Annotated in this window: 14 protein-coding genes; 5 read left to right on the top strand and 9 right to left on the bottom strand. The window is 59.2% G+C overall.

All coding sequences use genetic code 11. From position 1 onward, the window contains the following. The first annotated feature begins 248 nt into the window (after positions 1-248). From rsuA to ACJ8MK_RS09950, 3 genes are all read left to right on the top strand, one after another. On the top strand, positions 249-962 hold the full coding sequence (rsuA, locus tag ACJ8MK_RS09960; RefSeq protein ID WP_033648013.1) for a 16S rRNA pseudouridine(516) synthase RsuA: 714 nt from the start codon (positions 249-251) through the stop codon (positions 960-962). 41 nt (positions 963-1,003) lie between these two features. Further along, entirely contained in the window at positions 1,004-2,200 is a 1,197-nt protein-coding gene (locus tag ACJ8MK_RS09955) for a Bcr/CflA family multidrug efflux MFS transporter (RefSeq protein WP_025303559.1), read from the top strand. 594 nt (positions 2,201-2,794) lie between these two features. Then, on the top strand, positions 2,795-3,139 hold the full coding sequence (locus ACJ8MK_RS09950; protein ID WP_004935763.1) for a YejG family protein: 345 nt from the start codon (positions 2,795-2,797) through the stop codon (positions 3,137-3,139). An 8-nt stretch (positions 3,140-3,147) separates the two neighbouring features. On the opposite strand, the gene yejF is transcribed toward ACJ8MK_RS09950, so the two are convergent. From yejF to ACJ8MK_RS09910, 8 genes are all read right to left on the bottom strand, one after another. After that, a complete protein-coding gene (gene yejF / locus ACJ8MK_RS09945; RefSeq protein WP_442517716.1) occupies positions 3,148-4,758 on the bottom strand; it encodes a microcin C ABC transporter ATP-binding protein YejF in 1,611 nt (536 codons plus the stop codon). A 1-nt stretch (position 4,759) separates the two neighbouring features. After that, positions 4,760-5,785: an ABC transporter permease gene (locus ACJ8MK_RS09940; protein WP_015378535.1), complete on the bottom strand. Its 1,026-nt coding sequence runs from the start codon at positions 5,783-5,785 to the stop codon at positions 4,760-4,762. After that, positions 5,782-6,873 (bottom strand): microcin C ABC transporter permease YejB, encoded by a 1,092-nt coding sequence (locus ACJ8MK_RS09935; protein WP_442517715.1) that lies wholly within the window; start codon positions 6,871-6,873, stop codon positions 5,782-5,784. The genes ACJ8MK_RS09940 and ACJ8MK_RS09935 overlap by 4 nt, the downstream gene beginning before the upstream one ends. Before the next feature lie 9 nt (positions 6,874-6,882). Continuing rightward, positions 6,883-8,691 carry an extracellular solute-binding protein gene (locus ACJ8MK_RS09930; RefSeq protein ID WP_039565061.1) on the bottom strand — a complete coding sequence of 603 codons (1,809 nt, stop codon included), beginning with the start codon at positions 8,689-8,691 and terminating at the stop codon, positions 6,883-6,885. Positions 8,692-8,784: 93 nt separating this feature from the next. Further along, positions 8,785-10,368, bottom strand: a complete 1,584-nt coding sequence (locus ACJ8MK_RS09925; protein WP_442517714.1) for a cyclic di-GMP phosphodiesterase — start codon at positions 10,366-10,368, stop codon at positions 8,785-8,787. A 412-nt stretch (positions 10,369-10,780) separates the two neighbouring features. Continuing rightward, a complete protein-coding gene (gene mepS, locus ACJ8MK_RS09920; protein ID WP_025303553.1) occupies positions 10,781-11,356 on the bottom strand; it encodes a bifunctional murein DD-endopeptidase/murein LD-carboxypeptidase in 576 nt (191 codons plus the stop codon). Positions 11,357-11,766: 410 nt separating this feature from the next. Continuing rightward, positions 11,767-12,477 carry a phosphatase PAP2 family protein gene (locus ACJ8MK_RS09915; RefSeq protein ID WP_004935741.1) on the bottom strand — a complete coding sequence of 237 codons (711 nt, stop codon included), beginning with the start codon at positions 12,475-12,477 and terminating at the stop codon, positions 11,767-11,769. A gap of 77 nt (positions 12,478-12,554) precedes the next feature. Beyond that, positions 12,555-13,529 (bottom strand): CobW family GTP-binding protein, encoded by a 975-nt coding sequence (locus tag ACJ8MK_RS09910; RefSeq protein WP_442517713.1) that lies wholly within the window; start codon positions 13,527-13,529, stop codon positions 12,555-12,557. Between the two features lie 318 nt (positions 13,530-13,847). Here ACJ8MK_RS09910 and ACJ8MK_RS09905 point away from each other — a divergent pair, with 318 nt between their 5' ends. Beyond that, positions 13,848-14,156 carry a type 1 fimbrial protein gene (locus ACJ8MK_RS09905; protein ID WP_033635274.1) on the top strand — a complete coding sequence of 103 codons (309 nt, stop codon included), beginning with the start codon at positions 13,848-13,850 and terminating at the stop codon, positions 14,154-14,156. 62 nt (positions 14,157-14,218) lie between these two features. Here ACJ8MK_RS09905 and ACJ8MK_RS09900 read toward each other — a convergent pair whose 3' ends face one another. After that, positions 14,219-15,691 carry a mannitol dehydrogenase family protein gene (locus tag ACJ8MK_RS09900; protein ID WP_442517712.1) on the bottom strand — a complete coding sequence of 491 codons (1,473 nt, stop codon included), beginning with the start codon at positions 15,689-15,691 and terminating at the stop codon, positions 14,219-14,221. A 293-nt stretch (positions 15,692-15,984) separates the two neighbouring features. Between ACJ8MK_RS09900 and uxuA the strand changes: the two genes are divergently transcribed. Next, positions 15,985-17,175 (top strand): mannonate dehydratase, encoded by a 1,191-nt coding sequence (gene uxuA / locus ACJ8MK_RS09895; RefSeq protein WP_033635272.1) that lies wholly within the window; start codon positions 15,985-15,987, stop codon positions 17,173-17,175. The last annotated feature ends 13 nt before the right edge of the window (positions 17,176-17,188 follow it).

Raw genomic sequence — 17,188 nt, 5'->3', positions numbered from 1 at the left:
TGACATTTTACGCCCGGGCGGCCGAAAAATTTCCATTATTATGCCTTCTGCGCGCGCGCGGTGCGAGAAGCGTGAAAATTACCCCTGTCGGGCAACGCGTTGTGCCGCTATACTCGTGTGACAGCAATCGCTGTTCCCCCACGCGATTTCCCCCCTGAACCTGCCATTTGCACCCGGTGCAACGGCGGGCGTCATATTTTGGCAATACGATCAATGCGATCATAACAACGACAGGCAAAGCAGATCCCATGCGATTGGACAAGTTTTTATCTCAGCAGTTAGGCATCAGCCGTGCGCTGGTCGCGCGCGAACTTCGGGCTAAACGCGTCACCGTTGACGGTGAGGTGGTGAAGAGCGGGGCGATCAAACTGACCCCGGAGCAAGAAGTGGCGTTCGACGGCAATCCGCTGCAGCAGCAGAACGGCCCGCGCTATTTCATGCTCAACAAACCGCAGGGCTACGTCTGCTCCACCGACGATCCCGATCATCCGACGGTGCTGTATTTCCTCGATGAGCCGGTCGCGTACAAGCTGCACGCCGCCGGGCGGTTGGATATCGACACCACCGGGCTGGTGCTGATGACCGACGACGGCCAGTGGTCGCACCGCGTCACGTCGCCGCGCCACCACTGCGAGAAAACCTATTTGGTCACGCTGGAGCACCCGTTGGCGGAAGACACCGCGCAGCGTTTCGCCGAAGGGGTGCAACTGCACAACGAGAAAGATCTGACGCGGCCGGCGACGTTGGAGCAGGTCGACGAGCGCGTGGTGCGCCTGACCATCAGCGAAGGGCGCTACCACCAGGTGAAGCGGATGTTCGCCGCCGTCGGCAACCGGGTGATCGAGTTGCACCGTGAGCGCATCGGCGCCATCGTGCTGGATGACGATCTGGCGCCGGGCGAATACCGCCCACTGACCGAAGAAGAGATCGCCAGCGTGGGCGCGCCGCACCTGCAGGACTGATAACCGATCATTGATTGCGGCCGATTAAGGAGTCGTGGAACGTGCAACAGAACCGAACCTCTCATCTCGGTTTGATTTTCATTCTGGGCCTGTTGTCCATGTTGATGCCGTTGGCGATCGACATGTACCTGCCCAGTATGCCGGTGATCGCCGCCCAGTTTGGCGTCGAGTCCGGCAGCGTGCAGATGACGCTCAGCGCCTATATGCTCGGCTTTGCCTTCGGGCAGCTGTTCTATGGGCCCATGTCGGACAGCATCGGCCGCAAGCCGGTGATCCTGTGGGGAACGCTGATCTTTGCCATCGCCGGCTGCGCCTGCGCCATGGCGCAGTCTATCGATCAGCTGATCGGGCTGCGTTTCCTGCACGGTCTGGCCGCCGCCGCCGCCAGCGTGGTGATTAACGCCCTGATGCGCGACATGTTCACCAAGGATGAGTTCTCGCGCATGATGTCGTTCGTCATTCTGGTGATGACCATCGCGCCGCTGCTGGCGCCGATGATCGGCGGTGCGCTGCTGTTGTGGTTCAGCTGGCACGCCATCTTCTGGACCATGGGTGCCGCGGCGCTGATCGGTTCACTGCTGGTGGCCTTGTTCATCAAGGAGACGCTGCCGAAAGAGCGGCGTCAGCGGTTCCACCTGCGCACCACGCTGGGCAACTTCGGTTCGCTGTTCCGTCACAAGCGGGTGCTGAGCTACATGTTGGCCAGCGCCTTCTCGTTTGCTGGCATGTTCTCGTTCCTCAGCGCCGGGCCGTTCGTCTACATCGAACTGAACCACGTTTCGCCGCAGCACTTCGGCTACTATTTTGCGCTGAACATCGTCTTCCTGTTCCTGACGACGCTGATCAACAGCCGCAACGTGCGGCGGTTCGGCGCGGTCAAGATGTTCAAGCTGGGGCTGCTGGTGCAGCTGGCGATGGGGCTGTGGCTGCTGGCGGTAAGCGCCGTCGGCCTGGGCTTCTGGGCGCTGGTGATCGGCGTAGCGGTCTACCTGGGGTGCATCGCGATGATTTCCTCCAACGCCATGGCGGTGATCCTGGATGATTTTCCGCATATGGCGGGCACCGCGTCTTCCCTGGCCGGCACGTTGCGCTTCAGCATCGGCGCGCTGGTGGGGGCGGTGCTGTCGATGGCGCCGGGCAAAAGCGCCTGGCCAATGGTCACCTCGATGGCGCTGTGCAGCATCGTGGCGGTGCTGTTCTACGTTTACGCCAGCCGGCCGCGCGATCGCGCAGCCTGACGTTCTCCCGACTTGGGGCGTTTCGCCCCGCAGCGTCATGGGGTTGCGCCCTGCCATTTCAGGGTGCAACCGGCAATGAATAATTTGTTGCTAAATATATGCCTGCTAATTAATCGGTCATTTTCCCATCTGTGTGCTTTTTGTTAAAAAACTCCGCCATCGTGCCGCCCGATATTCCCCGGGAGGCGCGGCGTTCTGTCGGCTGCGCCGCGCGAGTGGTTTGTATTAGGATTGATGTAAATCAAGGCATTAGCAGGAGAGGCTGCGCTAACGTGGCGGGTGAAATGTTTCTTCAATGTAAAAATATGGCGACGGAAAAGTAGTCGCATTGCAAGAAAAAAGAGTTGAGATCGCTGCGGGAAAGGGTTACATATAACGCAAAAATGCGAGCTGAGTCGCAAAATGCCGTGAAATAACACCGCACGGCGCGCCAAAAAATGGCGTGGCATCGGCAAGCACGGGGTCAGGTTAATGGTTTGCGGCAAAATTTACATTTAAATAACATTTGTGCGCGGCAGAGTCGGGAGTCAACGGCTATAACTTAGTAACCCTGTCAGGTAAAAGTGTTTCACCTTTTCAAACTAGGGATTTCATGTGGAGAGTATCCAACTTTCGGTAGTGCATCGCTTGCCGCAAAGTTATCGTTGGCTATCCGGTTTCACCGGCGTGAAGGTCGAACCGATTCCGTTTAACGGAATAGACGAAGATAACAACCTGATTGGGCTGAAGCTGCTCAGCCATGAAGGGGCCGAGGCCTGGCAGGTCATGCAACAGCTCAATCTGTCGCTGCAGGAGATTCAGGTCGACTGTGCGATCGTCGAATGGGAAGGGGAACCTTGCCTGTTCGTGCAGCGCAGCGACGAGAGCGCCACCATGTGCCGCCTGAAAAACGTCGGTGCCGCGATCGCCGAACCACTCAGCGCGCAATACCCCTTCTGAATTCGCCGCTAATCCGCCAACTGCAGCAGTTGACGGGTATAGTCGGCTGCGGGCGCCGCGAAAATCGCCCGGCAGTCTCCCTGTTCAACCACTTCCCCCTGTCGCAGTACGATGACCTGGTGACATAGCGAACGCACCACCTGCAGGTCATGGCTGATGAACAGATAAGCCAACCGGTGGCGTTGCTGCAGCGATTTCAGCAGCGTCAGGATCTGCGCCTGCACCGATTTATCCAGTGAAGAGGTCGGCTCGTCGAGGATCAGCAGCTGCGGTTGCAGGATCAGCGCGCGCGCGATGGCGATACGCTGGCGCTGGCCGCCGGAAAACTCGGTGGGATAGCGGTGGCGAAGCTGCGGATCCAGGCCAACTTCCCGCAACACCTCGATCACGCGTTGTTCCCGCTGCTCGGCGCTAAGCCGCTGGTGCACTTCCAGCCCCTCGGCGATGATCTGCTGCACGTTCAGGCGCGGATTCAGGGCGGAATAAGGATCCTGGAAGACGATTTGCATTCGGCTGCGGTAGGGCAGCATCTGCTTCATCGTGAGCGGGTGCAGTGGTTCGCCGTCGAACCAGATGGCGCCCTGCGAGGCCAGCAGACGCAATAGCGCAAGCCCGGTGGTGCTTTTACCCGAGCCGGATTCGCCCACCAGCCCCACGCTTTCCCCGGCGCGCAGCTCGAAACTCAATGATTTCAATGCATAGTGATAATCCACCGTGCGGCGCAGCAGGCCGCGCCGAATGGGGAAGCGCACCTGCAGATCTTCCACCTTGAGCAGCGGCCGCTCGTCACCGGAGCGCGCGTTGGCCGCGGCAGGCAACGGCAGCGGCTCACCGACGTCTTCGGCGGCCAGCAGCTGCTGCGTGTAGGGATGCTGCGGCCGGCTGAACAGCTGCGCGCGGCCGTTTTGCTCTACGCAGCGCCCCTGGCGCATCACCGCCACGTTGTCCGCCAGGCGGCGCACGATATTCAGGTTATGGGTGATGAACAGTAACCCCATGCCCATTTCTTGTTTCAATTCTTGCAGCAGCGTCAGGATCTGCGCCTGGATAGTGACGTCGAGCGCGGTGGTGGGTTCGTCGGCGATCAGCAGTTTCGGTCGGGTCAACACCGCCATGGCGATCATCACCCGCTGGCGTTCGCCGCCGGACAGCTGATGCGGATAGTCCTGCAGCCGGCTTTTGGCCTGGCGGATGCCGACGCGCTCCAGGCACTCGACGATCTCCGCGCGCGCGGCATCGCGCCGCAGGCCGCGGTGCAGCATCAGCACTTCCGCCAGCTGTTTCTCGATGGTGTGCAGTGGGTTAAGCGACACCATCGGTTCCTGAAAGATCATCGCGATCTGATTGCCGCGCACCTTGCGCAGGTCAGTCTCCGGCGCATGCAGCAACGACTCGCCGTTGAACAGAATATCGCCGGCAGGGTAAACCACCGGCGGCGCGGGCAGCAGACGCAGTATCGACAGGGCGGTGACGCTTTTGCCGGAGCCGGATTCTCCCACCAGCGCCAGCGTTTCCGCCGGCGCTATTTGCAGCGAGAGTTCGTTGACCACCGGCGTGACGGTGTCGCCCTGACGGAAGGCGATGCTGAGATCCTGAATAGCGAGCAAAGGAGTGGCCATATCAATGCGCCTTGCTGGGGTCAAAGGCGTCGCGCACCGCTTCGCCGATAAAGATTAATAACGACAGCAGCACTGCCAATACCAGGAAGGCGGTGATGCCGAGCCACGGCGCCTGCAGATTGTTTTTGCCTTGCAGCAGCAATTCGCCGAGCGACGGCGAGCCTATCGGCAGACCGAAACCGAGGAAATCGAGCGACGTCAGGGTGGTGATCGAGCCGCAGAGGATAAACGGCAGGAAGGTCAGCGTCGCCACCATGGCGTTGGGCAGCATATGGCGGGACATGATGACCCGATCCGGCACGCCCATGGCGCGCGCGGCGCGGATATAGTCAAAATTGCGGGTGCGCAGGAATTCGGCGCGCACCACGCCCACCAGGCTCATCCAGCCGAACAGGATGGTGATGCCGAGCAGCCACCAGAAATTGGGCTGGACGATGCTCGACAGCAGAATGATCAGAAACAGCGTCGGCATGCCCGACCACACTTCGATAAAGCGCTGCCCCCACAGATCGAAACGCCCGCCGTAATACCCCTGCGTCGCGCCGACGCACACGCCGATCAGGCTGGAAAACAGCGTCAGCGCCAGACCGAACAACATCGAAATGCGAAAACCGTACAGCACCCGGGCCAGCACGTCGCCGCCGTTGCTGTCGGTGCCCAGCAGGTTGTGCCGCGAAGGCGGCGAAGGGAAGGGCACCTCGGTGGCGAAGTTGATGGTGTCGTAACTGAAGCGGATCGGTGCCCAGACCGCCCAGCCGTGCCGTTCGATCTGCCGCTGCACGAACGGATCCTGATAGTCGGCTTCGGTATTCAGTTCGCCGCCGAAGGCGGTTTCGCTGTAGCTAATCATAAACGGCAGGTACAACCGGCCTTCATAACGCACCAACAGCGGTTTGTCGTTGGCGATCAGATCGGCGGCCAGGCTCAGGGTGAACAGCACCAAAAAGATCCACAGCGACCAGTAGCCGCGGCGGTTGCGGCGAAAACGCGCCCAGCGCGCCTGGTTGATCGGGCTAAGGCGGCTCATTGGCGGGCCTCGAAGTCAATGCGCGGATCGACCAGGGTGTAGGTGATATCGCTGAGGATATTCAACAGCAGGCCGATCAGGGTGAAGATATACAGCGTGCCGAACATCACCGGGTAGTCGCGCTGCAGCGTGGCGTCGTAGCCCAGCAGCCCCAGGCCGTTGAGCGAGAACATCACTTCAATCAGCAGCGAGCCGGTGAAGAACATGCTGATAAAGGTGGCCGGAAAACCGGCAATCACCAGCAGCATGGCGTTGCGGAACACGTGGCGGTAGAGGATTTTTTTCTCGTCCAGCCCCTTGGCGCGGGCGGTGGTGACGTACTGTTTGCGGATCTCGTCGAGGAATGAGTTCTTGGTCAGCATGGTCAGGGTGGCGAAACCGCCGATCACCGTCGCCAGCACCGGCAGGGTGATGTGCCACAGGTAGTCGGCGATCTTCGCCGGCCATGAGAGGGTGTCGAAGTTGCTCGATACCAGGCCGCGCAGCGGGAACCAGTCCAGGTAGCTGCCGCCGGCGAACAGCACGATCATCAGAATGGCGAACAGAAAAGCCGGAATGGCGTAGCCGACGATAATCAGCGTGCTGCTCCAGGTATCGAACGCGCTGCCGTTGTGGACGGCCTTGCGGATGCCGAGCGGGATCGACACCAGATAGATGATCAGCGTGCTCCAGAGGCCCAGCGTGATGGAGACCGGCAGGCTCTGGCCGATCAGCTGCATCACCGAAGCGCCGCGAAACAGGCTGTCGCCGAAGTCGAAGCGCACATAGTTCCACAGCATGGTGAAGTAGCGCTCGTGCAGCGGTTTGTCGAAGCCGTAACGCTTAGTGATCTCGGCGATCACCTCCGGATCCAGGCCGCGCGAACCGCGATATTGGCCGTCGCCAGCCGCGATGCCCGTCCGGGCGTGGCCCAGGCCTTCGCCGACCCCGCCGCTGCCGAAACCGCTGCCGTGCCCCAGCTCAATGGCGGCAATGGCCTGATCGACCGGGCCGCCGGGCGCAATTTGCACGATAAAAAAGTTGATGGTGATGATCGCCCACAGCGTGGGGATCACCAGTAACAGTCTGCGTATCAGATAGGCCGCCATTCCGACTCCTTATTGCCGTTGAGCCGGTAAACGCGCCGCCTTGTTGACGTCGTACCACCAGTTATCGAAGCCGATCGCATAGGCCGGGCGGATCGACGGCGTGGAGAACTTGTCCCAATAGGCGTAGCGATCGTGGTTGGAGTACCACATCGGCAGCATGTAGTTGTTCCAGGTCAGCACCCGATCCAGCGCGCGGCCGAGCGGCAACAGGGCCTTTTCGTCGCCCTGATGGGCGGCGATTTGCCTCACCAGGCTGTCGACCGCCGGATCTTTGACGCCGGCCGTGTTGTAGCTGGAATCGATGTACTGCGAATCCCACAGGATTTGCAGATCGGCGCTGGGGAACGGCATCGCCATATATACGGTCGACATCATGTCGAAATCGCGTTCACGCATGCGACGGGTGTACTGCGAGGCGTCAATTTCGCGAATTTGCATCTCGATGCCCAGCCGCTGCAGGTTGTGGCGGAAGGGCAATACGTACTGGAAGTTGCTGCCGCTCAGCAGCATCAGTTCGAAGGTGAACGGCTGGCCGGTTTTGGCGTTGACCAGCTTTTGATTTTTGACCACCCAACCGGCTTCTTTCAGCAATTGGGTCGCCTTCAGCAGGTTTTGCCGATCGTTGCCGCTGCCGTCGGAGGAGGGTGGCTGGTAGATGCTGGTAAACACCTCCGGCGGTATCTGGCCTTTGAGCGGCGCCAGCAAGGCCAGTTCGGCGGCGTCCGGGTAGCCGCGGGCGGCGTAGGCGGTGTTTTGGAAATAGCTGTCGGCGCGCTGATAGGCGTTGTAATACAGCGCCTTGTTCATCCAGTTGAAGTCGAAAGCCAGGCCGATCGCTTCCCGTACCCGACGATCGGCGAACAGCGGTTTTTGCAGGTTGAACGCCAGCCAGCGGGTATTCTGCGCCGCCTGATTGGTCTCATCCTGCTTGATGATGTAGTTGCGCGCGAAGTTGCCGCCCTGATACTGGGTGGCCCAGCTTTTGGGTGACGGCTCGATGCGGAAATCGTAAGCGCCGGCCTTGAAAGCTTCCAGCGATACTTTATCGTCCAGGTAATAATCGTAGCGAATGCTGTCGAAGTTGTAGCGGCCGCGGTTCACCGGCAGGTTGGCGGCCCAGTAGTCGCGCACTCGCTGGTAGGTGATGTACTGGCCGAGGCGGTAATCGGCGATTTTATACGGGCCGCTGGCGAGCGGCGGGGTGCTGAGCGGTTCGTTGAGCTTATGGTTTTTCCAGAAGCTTTCCGGCAATACGCGCAGGCTGAGCAGGCTGAGGATTTGCTCACGGTTGGCTTTAGGCAGCTCGATGCGTACCGTCAGCCGGGAAATGGCCTTGACCGTAACGCCTTTGTAATAGGAACGAAACTGCGGTACGCCTTCGGTCATGAATTTATTGAAGGTGAAGGCCACGTCGGCGGCGGTGATCGGGCTGCCGTCCTGGAAGCGGGCGCGGGCGTTGATATCCAACTCCATCCAGCGCATGTCGGCCGGGAAACGGGCCGATTCGGCAATCAGCGGATAATAGCTGCCGGGTTCGTCGTCGGAGTTGGTGAACAGCGTATCGTACAGCTCCATCGTACGTTCGCCGGGCACGCCACGGGTAGCGAAGCGGTTGAAGTTGTCGTAGGTGCCGATGGCCGCCAGCCGCACGTCGCCGCCTTTGGGTGCCGCCGGGTTGACGTAGTCGAAATGGCTGAAGTCGGTGGCGTATTTCGGTTCACCGAGAAGGGCGAAAGCGTAGCTTTCGTTGAGGGCTTCGGCCCGCAGACCGAAACTCAGTGCCGAGAGCACCAGAGCAGCGAAAATGCGCACGGACATCAGACGGTAAGCTCCTGCTGTGGAATAAAGTACAACCTGCGCCCAGCATAACATTCTTCGGGCGGGCGCAGGGTAAAGATGCTTAAAGACTAACTATTTATTTGCCTGATAATCAAAGACCTGATGAGCATTGCAGTAAGCGACGAAATTGTCGATGCTCAGCGGCTTGCTGAAGTAGTAGCCCTGCATGAAGTTAACGCCGTGTTCTTGCAGGAACTGCATCTGCTCGGCGGTTTCCACGCCCTCGGCCACCGTCAGCATTTTCAGCTTTTTCGCTAGCGAGATCACCGCATCCAGCACCGGCGCGGTGACCGTGTCCTGGCCGATGGTGTTGACGAAGCCACGGTCGATCTTCAGGTAATCCATGGTGAAGCGCTCAAGATAGATCAACGCGCTGTGCCCGGTGCCAAAATCGTCCACCGCGATCTCGATGCCCTGTTTGTGCAGCCAGTCAAACTCCGCCAGCGCACTCTCTTCTTCCACCATGCCGCGTTCGGTGATTTCAAACACCAGCGTAAAGTAATCGCCCGGCAGCTGCGTCAACAGTTCATACACGTCCTGGTGAAACGACGGTGCGCTAAGGTGGGCGGGGGAAATGTTGAGGCCGACTTTACCTCCCCGTGGCAGCGCTTTGGCGAGCTGTGGCGCATCTTCGGCGATCAGCCTGAACAGGTGGCGGGTAAGCGGCACGATCAGCCCGTTGCTTTCGGCGTAGGGGATAAAGACATCGGGCGGGATGCGGCCCTCGATCGGATGCTGCCAGCGGATCAGCGCTTCCAGCCCGCCAATGCTGTTGCTATCGGTATGGAACACCGGCTGGTATTCGATAAAGAACTCGTTGCGCTTGATGCCGCGCAGCAGCGCGCGTTCCGGGCTTTGCCGCAGCAGCAGCATGTAGTAGCAGAGTACGCCGGTCATCAATGACAGCACCAGGCTGCCCAGCAGCGTCAGGCGAATGTCGTTGGGGGTCAGTTTCTCGTTGTAGAACAGGATGGTCAGCGGCAGATTGGGCAGCGTCAGGGTATCCGCCTTGCCCTTCGGTAGCTGATTGACCGGCATCAGGTTCGGGCTGAAAGTGGTCAGCGCGCGGTTGCCCATCACGATGGCGATGCCCGGCGCCTGTTCGTCGTGCGAGGTGAACAGCAGGTAGGGCATCAGATCGATGTCCAGCGTAGCGAGGATGCCGGTGGCCTTTTCGCCGGGATGTCGCAGCCAAACCGCAACCGCCGGTTTATTTGGCACCATCGGCGTACCCTGCTGCAGCTTGAGATCCAAAGGCAGATCCCAGTCGATATCCTGGTAGATATTTTTCATTGGCAACATCATGTCGCCCGTGGCGGAGGAGCAATAGGCGTAGCCGTCCTTCACCAACAGGAAGGTGCGCACGCCGCTGGTAAAGGCCGCCTGGTAGGTAATATCCGACTGGCTGGAGAGGCAAGGCTTGTCCAGCAGCGGCATCATTTGCCGCATCACCGCCGTCAGATGCGAGATATAACCCAGCGTGAACTTTTGCGTGCGCGCTTCGACCTTATGTTGATATTGCGTGCGCTGGTGGTTGATCAAAGAAAGCGTGACCGCGGTGAATAGCGTAAAAAATACCAGGGCGGCGACACCGCTTTTAGCCAGGCTGCGTTGTCGGTGAGACACGCTGCGGGCGAAAGCTCTTTTCAAGCCCATAACCGAGTCCTCTGCAACCGGGCGTCAGGCGTGTCGCGCAGCCAGTTAATGGATTGTGCCAACGGCTTTTTTTTCATTTTTGCCTTTTTATCCCGTACCAACCGGCGGCGCCATTTAAATATGCGGCGTCGCCGACAGAAATATCATGCGCATAATATCAGCGGAAACGTTTTAAATAACGCCGGGGCGCCGTTGCCGTCATCTGACGATAATAGGCGAGTTTTTCCTCGACGGGGCGATTTCCCGCCAACAGTTTATCAAAATAATGGCGTGCGGCGGCGTTAAGCAGGGAAAGGTGACGATAAGGCAGGGATCAATTTTGATGATACCTGTTCGACAACCAAAAAAAACGCCGCCCGTGGGCGGCGCTTATCGCTCGTTTGGTATTCAGGATCTTCAGGGCGTTGCGCCGTTAACCGTTGGTCAGCACCCGGCGCGCTTCTCGATAACGTTTATTCCAATAGTTATCGGTCAGCTTGGAAATCATGACCCCACTGCTGGTGGAGGCGTGAACGAACTGATCGTTGCCTAAATAGATGCCGACATGGCGCCCGGTAGAACCGGCGCGGAACAGCACCAAATCGCCGGCGCGCAGCTTGGTGCGCTGAATTTTCTTGCCGAGATCTTCCTGTTCATAGGTCGAACGCGGTAAATCCATGCCGAACTGTTCGCGGAAGGTGCGCTGTACAAACGCCGAGCAATCGATGCCGCGCTTGGTGTCACCGCCTAAGCGGTAGCGAACGCCTTTCCAATCCGCATACTGATCCATAATCTTTGACTTGACGTCAACGTTGCGGACCATCGCTTCGAATTCATCCTGAGAGGCTTGCAGTAAAAGACCGTCTTTGTCATTAACTGCACGCATCTCAGTTTGTGCGTTATTCAAGTTCGAAGTGTGAGTCGAGCTGCACGCTGACAGCATAACCGCAGCGGCAATTGCAGGGACTACCCGCAAAAAATATCTCAGAAACGGTTGAGATTTGACCATTGTTGTTGTTTTCCCTTGAAGTCCTTAACGACGAAAGTCGCTACCTGAAAAATGCCAAACGAAACGAGCCTAGTCCGCACCTGTTGCATCGACAACCAGTTACCGTTGAAAACGTGCGAGAACGCACATTTTTATCGGATTTCATACTGATTCGACTTAAACCAGGCACAAACGCATCTGAGATTACCGGAACCAATAGGGGATTGCGAGCCTTTTTCCCGTCTTTTTTATATGAATTTGTGATGTAACATAATGTAAATCTTCATATAAAAAACGCCAATTGTCCGATGTATGAATCTGGCGTGAAATCAGGTTGCAAAAGCGTTAACGAACGGTGGGGAAATTTTTGCGCGCGGCGAGGGGAAGAGGCCGGGAGGCGTAAGCCTCCCGGCATGAGTCATAGACACAAATTATGGTTGGCCGGGGCGGTGCTTACCGGGCAACAGGCGATTCAACCGATCGACGATCCAGTCGCTGCAAGGCGTCATCAGCACCCAGCTGGCGCCAACCAGCACCACGGACAATGAGCCGACGGCGATATCGGTAAACCAGTGGGCACCAATCATCACGCGCGGCAATGAGAAGACCAACGTAATCAGCAGGGCGACGGCGAAGGCGCCGCGGCCGAAATAGCGCAGCATAAAGCAGGAAAAAATAATCAGCATCATGCCGTGGTCGCCGGGGAAGCTGTCGCCGGAAGCGTCCTTGGTGGGGATGCCGGTCAGCTCGCTGACGCGATGGATATTGTCAAAGGTCAGGGTGGGGCTTGGATGTTTCACCGGCAGCAGGTGGCCAAGCTGGTTCAGCACCACGGCGGTCAGCAGCATCACCACGCCGGTGATCACCAGACGGCGGCGGCCGGCGGCGTCCTGCTTCAGATAAAAGTACAGATACAGCAGCCCCATGGCGAGCAGCGAAATCACATCGAACGCGCGGTTGTTGGTGATGGCGACCAGGTGTAAAAACGCCGGGTCGGTGGCCAGATGGCGGTTAAAGAAGAAGAAAATCGCCGAATCCAGGGTAAACCAGCCGCCGTGATTGGCCGGCAGGAACCAGGACAGAAACAGCGCAACGCCCAGTAAGTTGAAGAAGAGAATGAGGGGTAAATTGCGGCGTGTCATGACATAACCTGTTGGAAAAATGAAAACGAAATAAAACCCGGCAGCCCTGCGGCAACCGGGGGGCAACGGTACGGGGTCTAACTTAAACGAATCTTAAACAAGGCGGATTGCAGGGCATTCCAATCGGCATTTTCGCTGTGGATAAGCTCAATTCGGCTGTCGAGCGGCGCGACCGGGCGGGTTTCGATGTTGAGATCCTGCCCCTGACGATTGATCAGCAATGTGCCTTCGGGGATGCGTACCACGCCTTTGACGCGTTCGACCGGCGCGAGTCGCACCCATTCCATGAAGCCGACGGTGTCGAACCGGGTATCGCCGTCAAAAATCCAGCCGCAGCTGGTGAAGCCTTGCCCTTCATTCAACGCTCGCCGCCAGCGGGCGTGCTCCGGCAGCCGCAGCGCCGCCAGCCCCTGCTTTTTCGCCTGACCATGATGATGCTGCGCGTCCGGCAATTCTGTACGATTCGTGCGAGGAAGTGACAACAGCGCGACATCCGCTTCGCCTTGCGCGATGGCGTAGCAGGGCCGCTGCAGCGGGTCTTGCGCCTTCCAGGCCTCCAGCGCCAGCCTGTCTTCCGGCCGGTAGGTATCGCTTTTGCTGGCCAAAATAATGTCGGCCGCGGCCAGCTGATCGCGGAAGTTTTCGTTGTCGCGGTAGCGCGGCTGGCTGAGCTGGCGGGCATCCAGCAGGCACAGGGTGGCCTGCAGATCGATCCAGCCGGCATAGCTCTCCTGGGTCAGCAGCGACAGGATTTGTTTCGGATGCCCGAGCCCGGTCGGCTCGATCAGCAGCCGATCCGGTTTGGCCTGCTGCAACAGCATATTCAAGCCCACCTGCATCGGCAGGCCGTTGACGCAGCACATGCAGCCACCGGGGATCTCTTTGAGCACCGCGCCGCTGTCTGCCAGCAGCGCGCCGTCAATGCCGATCTCGCCGAATTCATTGACCAATACCGCCCAGCGCTCATGTTCGGGTTTATGAGCCAGCAAATGGCGGATAGTGGTGGTTTTACCGCTGCCGAGGAAACCGGTAATCAAATTGGTTTTGGTCATTAATAATTCCTGGAGCAAAAATTAACCTGCTTAATAAATGAGTTACGCAGCCTTATCGGTGAAACCGCCGCGATTTAATTTGTGCTCTATCTCGCAAATTTTGCACGTCACCATGCGCTTTTCAACCGACAAAATCCACCGTTCATAACAAGAAAATTCTTAGATAAAACCCTGTATTAGATGCGGTTAACTTTTGTTAGTAGCTTGTTTTTACATTGTTAATGACGCGATTAACGATCAAATCTCGTCCCTTTCCTTGCGATTATTCCTAACAAGATCCTCTATGGTTAAATTGGCTTAACTAAAAATGAGGTTGCCATGAATACCTTTCGGTTATTTTTGATCGTAGGAATGTTGTTTTCATGGACGGCAGTGAGTCATGCAGGAGTGGCCGGCGGGGTAATTCGCTTCGTCGGTTCTATCGTTGAAAGTCCTTGCACGGTCAATATTGCAGATTCTAAGGCGAATACGCAATGTTACCGCAACGGCCAGCGTTATCAGGCCCAGCAAGCGTTGTCAGGTTTTGATACTACACGCAAAGAACTTCCGCTAAATCTAGGCACAACCGAAATGAAGTGGGTAGACCAACAGAAGAAACTCGCTGTTATGACGGTCGTTTATCGTTAAGTCGTTCCGCCATGCCGGCGTAACGTTACGCCGGCATGGTTATTCTCGGCCCTGCAGGCTTCTCACCGCAGCACCCACTCCTTCACCGTTTCACGCGCACCGCGATCGCGCAGCGACAAATAGGCTTGCGTCACCGCGTCGGCAAACGCCGCATGCGTTGCCAGCGATTCGCCGAACACCGATTTCAGCGCCAGCAGCGCCGTTACGCGCCGCCGATCGTCCGGCGTAGCGGCAATAGTCTGGTGCAGCGCGTCTGCCAGCGGATCGCGAATGTCGATCGGCTGACCGGCGTCATCGACGCCGCCGACGTAACGCATCCAGCCCGCCACGCCCAGCGCCAGCCCGCTATAGTCGCCGCCGTGCCGCAGATGCCAGCGCACCGCGTCCAGCAGGCGCTGCGGCAGCTTCTGCGAACCGTCCATGGCGATCTGCCAGGTGAGGTGTTGCAGCGCCGGGTTGCTGAAGCGCGCGATAAGCTGTGCGGCGTAGTCGGTCAGACTGATGCCGGTAACGCTCAGGGTGGGCGCCTGTTCGTCCAGCATCAACCGCAGGGCGGCGCGACGGTAGTGTTCATCCGCCATGCACTCGTTGATATAGCGGTAGCCGCCCAGGTAGCCGAGGTAAGCCAGGAACGAGTGGCTGCCGTTCAGCATGCGCAGTTTCATGTGCTCAAACGGCAGCACATCGCTGACCAGCTGGGCGCCGGCCAGCTCCCACGCCGGGCGTCCGGCGGCGAAGTTGTCTTCCACCACCCATTGAATAAAGGGCTCGCAGGCGATGGCGCAGTCGTCGCGCACGCCGCCCAGCGCGGCGGCAATCTCATCCAGCGTGGCCGGCGTGGCGGCCGGCACGATGCGATCCACCATGGTGCAGGGGAAGGTGGCGGCGGTGGCGATCCAATCGGCGAGCGACGGATCCCGCGCCTGCGCCAGATCGAGCACCGCCCGGCGCAGCACGTGGCCGTTCTCCGGAATATTGTCACAGGAGAGCAGGGAGAAGGCGGGCAGGCCGCGTTCGCGCCGCAGCCGCAGCACCTCCACCAAAATGCCGGGCACGGTCTGCGGCTGATGCGGCGTCGCCAGATCGGCGACGATCCCCGGATGCTGCCGATCCAATCGCCCGCTGCCGGGCTCGATGCAGTAGCCTTTTTCGGTGATGGTCATCGAGACGATCGCCACCTGCGGCTCGGCCAGTTTCTCCAGCACTGCGGCGATGCCTTCCAGCTTGCGGTGCAGGCTCTCATGCACCGCGCCGATCACGATGGCCTGATGGCCGTCCGCGCCTTTCTCCAGCACGCTGTACAGATGATCCTGTTGCCGCAGCGCCTCAAACAGCGGCACGCCGCCGGACAGGCTGATCTCGCAGATGCCCCAGTCGCCGCCGTGGGCGTTCAGCACCCGATCGGTCAGCAGCGCCTGATGCGCGCGGTGGAACGCGCCGAAGCCAAGGTGCACGATGCGGCTGCGCAGAGCCCGGCGGTCATAGCCCGGCTGCCTGACGGCGCCCGGCAATGGGGTGTTGGCGATCGTTTTCATCTCATCTCCAAAGCATGTAAGACAGCTGGCGGGCCAGTTGCGCCAAGTTAGCAGACCAGTTTTCTGCCACATCGGCAGGGTGGCGCCGGCGATAAAAAACTGCGACCAGTGTAAGGATGTCGGCCAGCCAAAGGAATTGGTCAGTCCAAAATAAGCCAGAATCGTGAAGTGGATCAACCAATGAGGGGTTCGGTTTTGACAGCGCAGGGCGAAAGAGTAAGTTAAAGGTAGCTGACATCTAAATTAAACTGGTATAACAGCATCGCGGTGCGAGACAGGCATAAGGACAAAACATGGAACAAACATGGCGTTGGTATGGCCCGAACGATCCGGTCTCTTTGGATGACGTGCGTCAGGCCGGGGCGACCGGGGTGGTGACGGCGCTGCATCATATCGCGAACGGCGACGTCTGGCCGATCGATGAGATCCGCGCGCGACAGGCGCTGTTGGCGGAAAAGGGGCTGGTGTGGTCGGTGGTGGAGAGCGTGCCGGTGCATGAGGAGATCAAAACCCACAGCGGCGACTGGCGGCGGTACATCGCCAATTATCAACAGTCGCTGCGCAACCTGGCGGCCTGCGGCATCGACACCGTCTGCTACAACTTCATGCCGATCCTCGACTGGACGCGCACCGATCTGGCCTATCCGCTGCCGGACGGTTCCAAAGCGCTGCGCTTCGATCAGATCGCCTTCGCCGCGTTCGAGCTGCATATCCTGCAGCGCGCCGGCGCCGAGGCCGACTATACGCCGCAAGAGCGCAGTCAGGCGGCGGCCTATTTCGCCGCCATGAGCGAGGAGGAAAAAAACCGGCTGACCGGCAACATCATCGCCGGGCTGCCGGGGGCGGAGGAGGGCTACACGCTGGAACAGTTCCGCCGCCGGTTGGCGGAGTACGACGGCATCGACAAGGCGCGGCTGCGCGAGAACATGGCGGTCTTTCTGCGCGCCATCGTGCCGGTGGCGGAAGAGGTCGGCATCCGGCTGGCGGTGCACCCCGACGATCCGCCGCGGCCGATCCTCGGCCTGCCGCGCATCGTCTCCACGATTGAAGACATGCAGTGGCTGAAGCAGACCGTCGACAGCATCTATAACGGCTTCACCCTATGCACCGGTTCCTACGGCGTGCGCGCCGACAACGATCTGGTGCGGATGATTGAAACCTTTGGCGATCGCATTCACTTTACCCACCTGCGCGCCACCTGCCGCGAGGAGAACCCGAAAAGCTTCCACGAAGGGGCGCACCTGCAGGGCGATGTGGACATGGTGGCGGTGATCGAAGCGATCCTGACCGAAGAGCTGCGTCGGCAGCGGGCGGGCGATCGGCGGCCGATCCCGATGCGCCCCGATCATGGGCATCAGATGCTGGACGACTTGAAAAAGAAAACCAATCCGGGCTATTCGGCCATCGGGCGGTTGAAAGGGCTGGCGGAGCTGCGCGGCGTCGAGCTGGCGCTCAAGCGGCGTTTTTTCCCGGAGTTGCCTTAGCGGAAAATGAAAC

This window comes from Serratia sp. CY38905, assembly GCF_052168875.1.
GTDB lineage: Bacteria > Pseudomonadota > Gammaproteobacteria > Enterobacterales > Enterobacteriaceae > Serratia > Serratia sarumanii.
The sequence above is the reverse complement of the archived record's forward strand: the minus strand, read 5'-3'. Positions and strand labels throughout refer to the sequence as shown.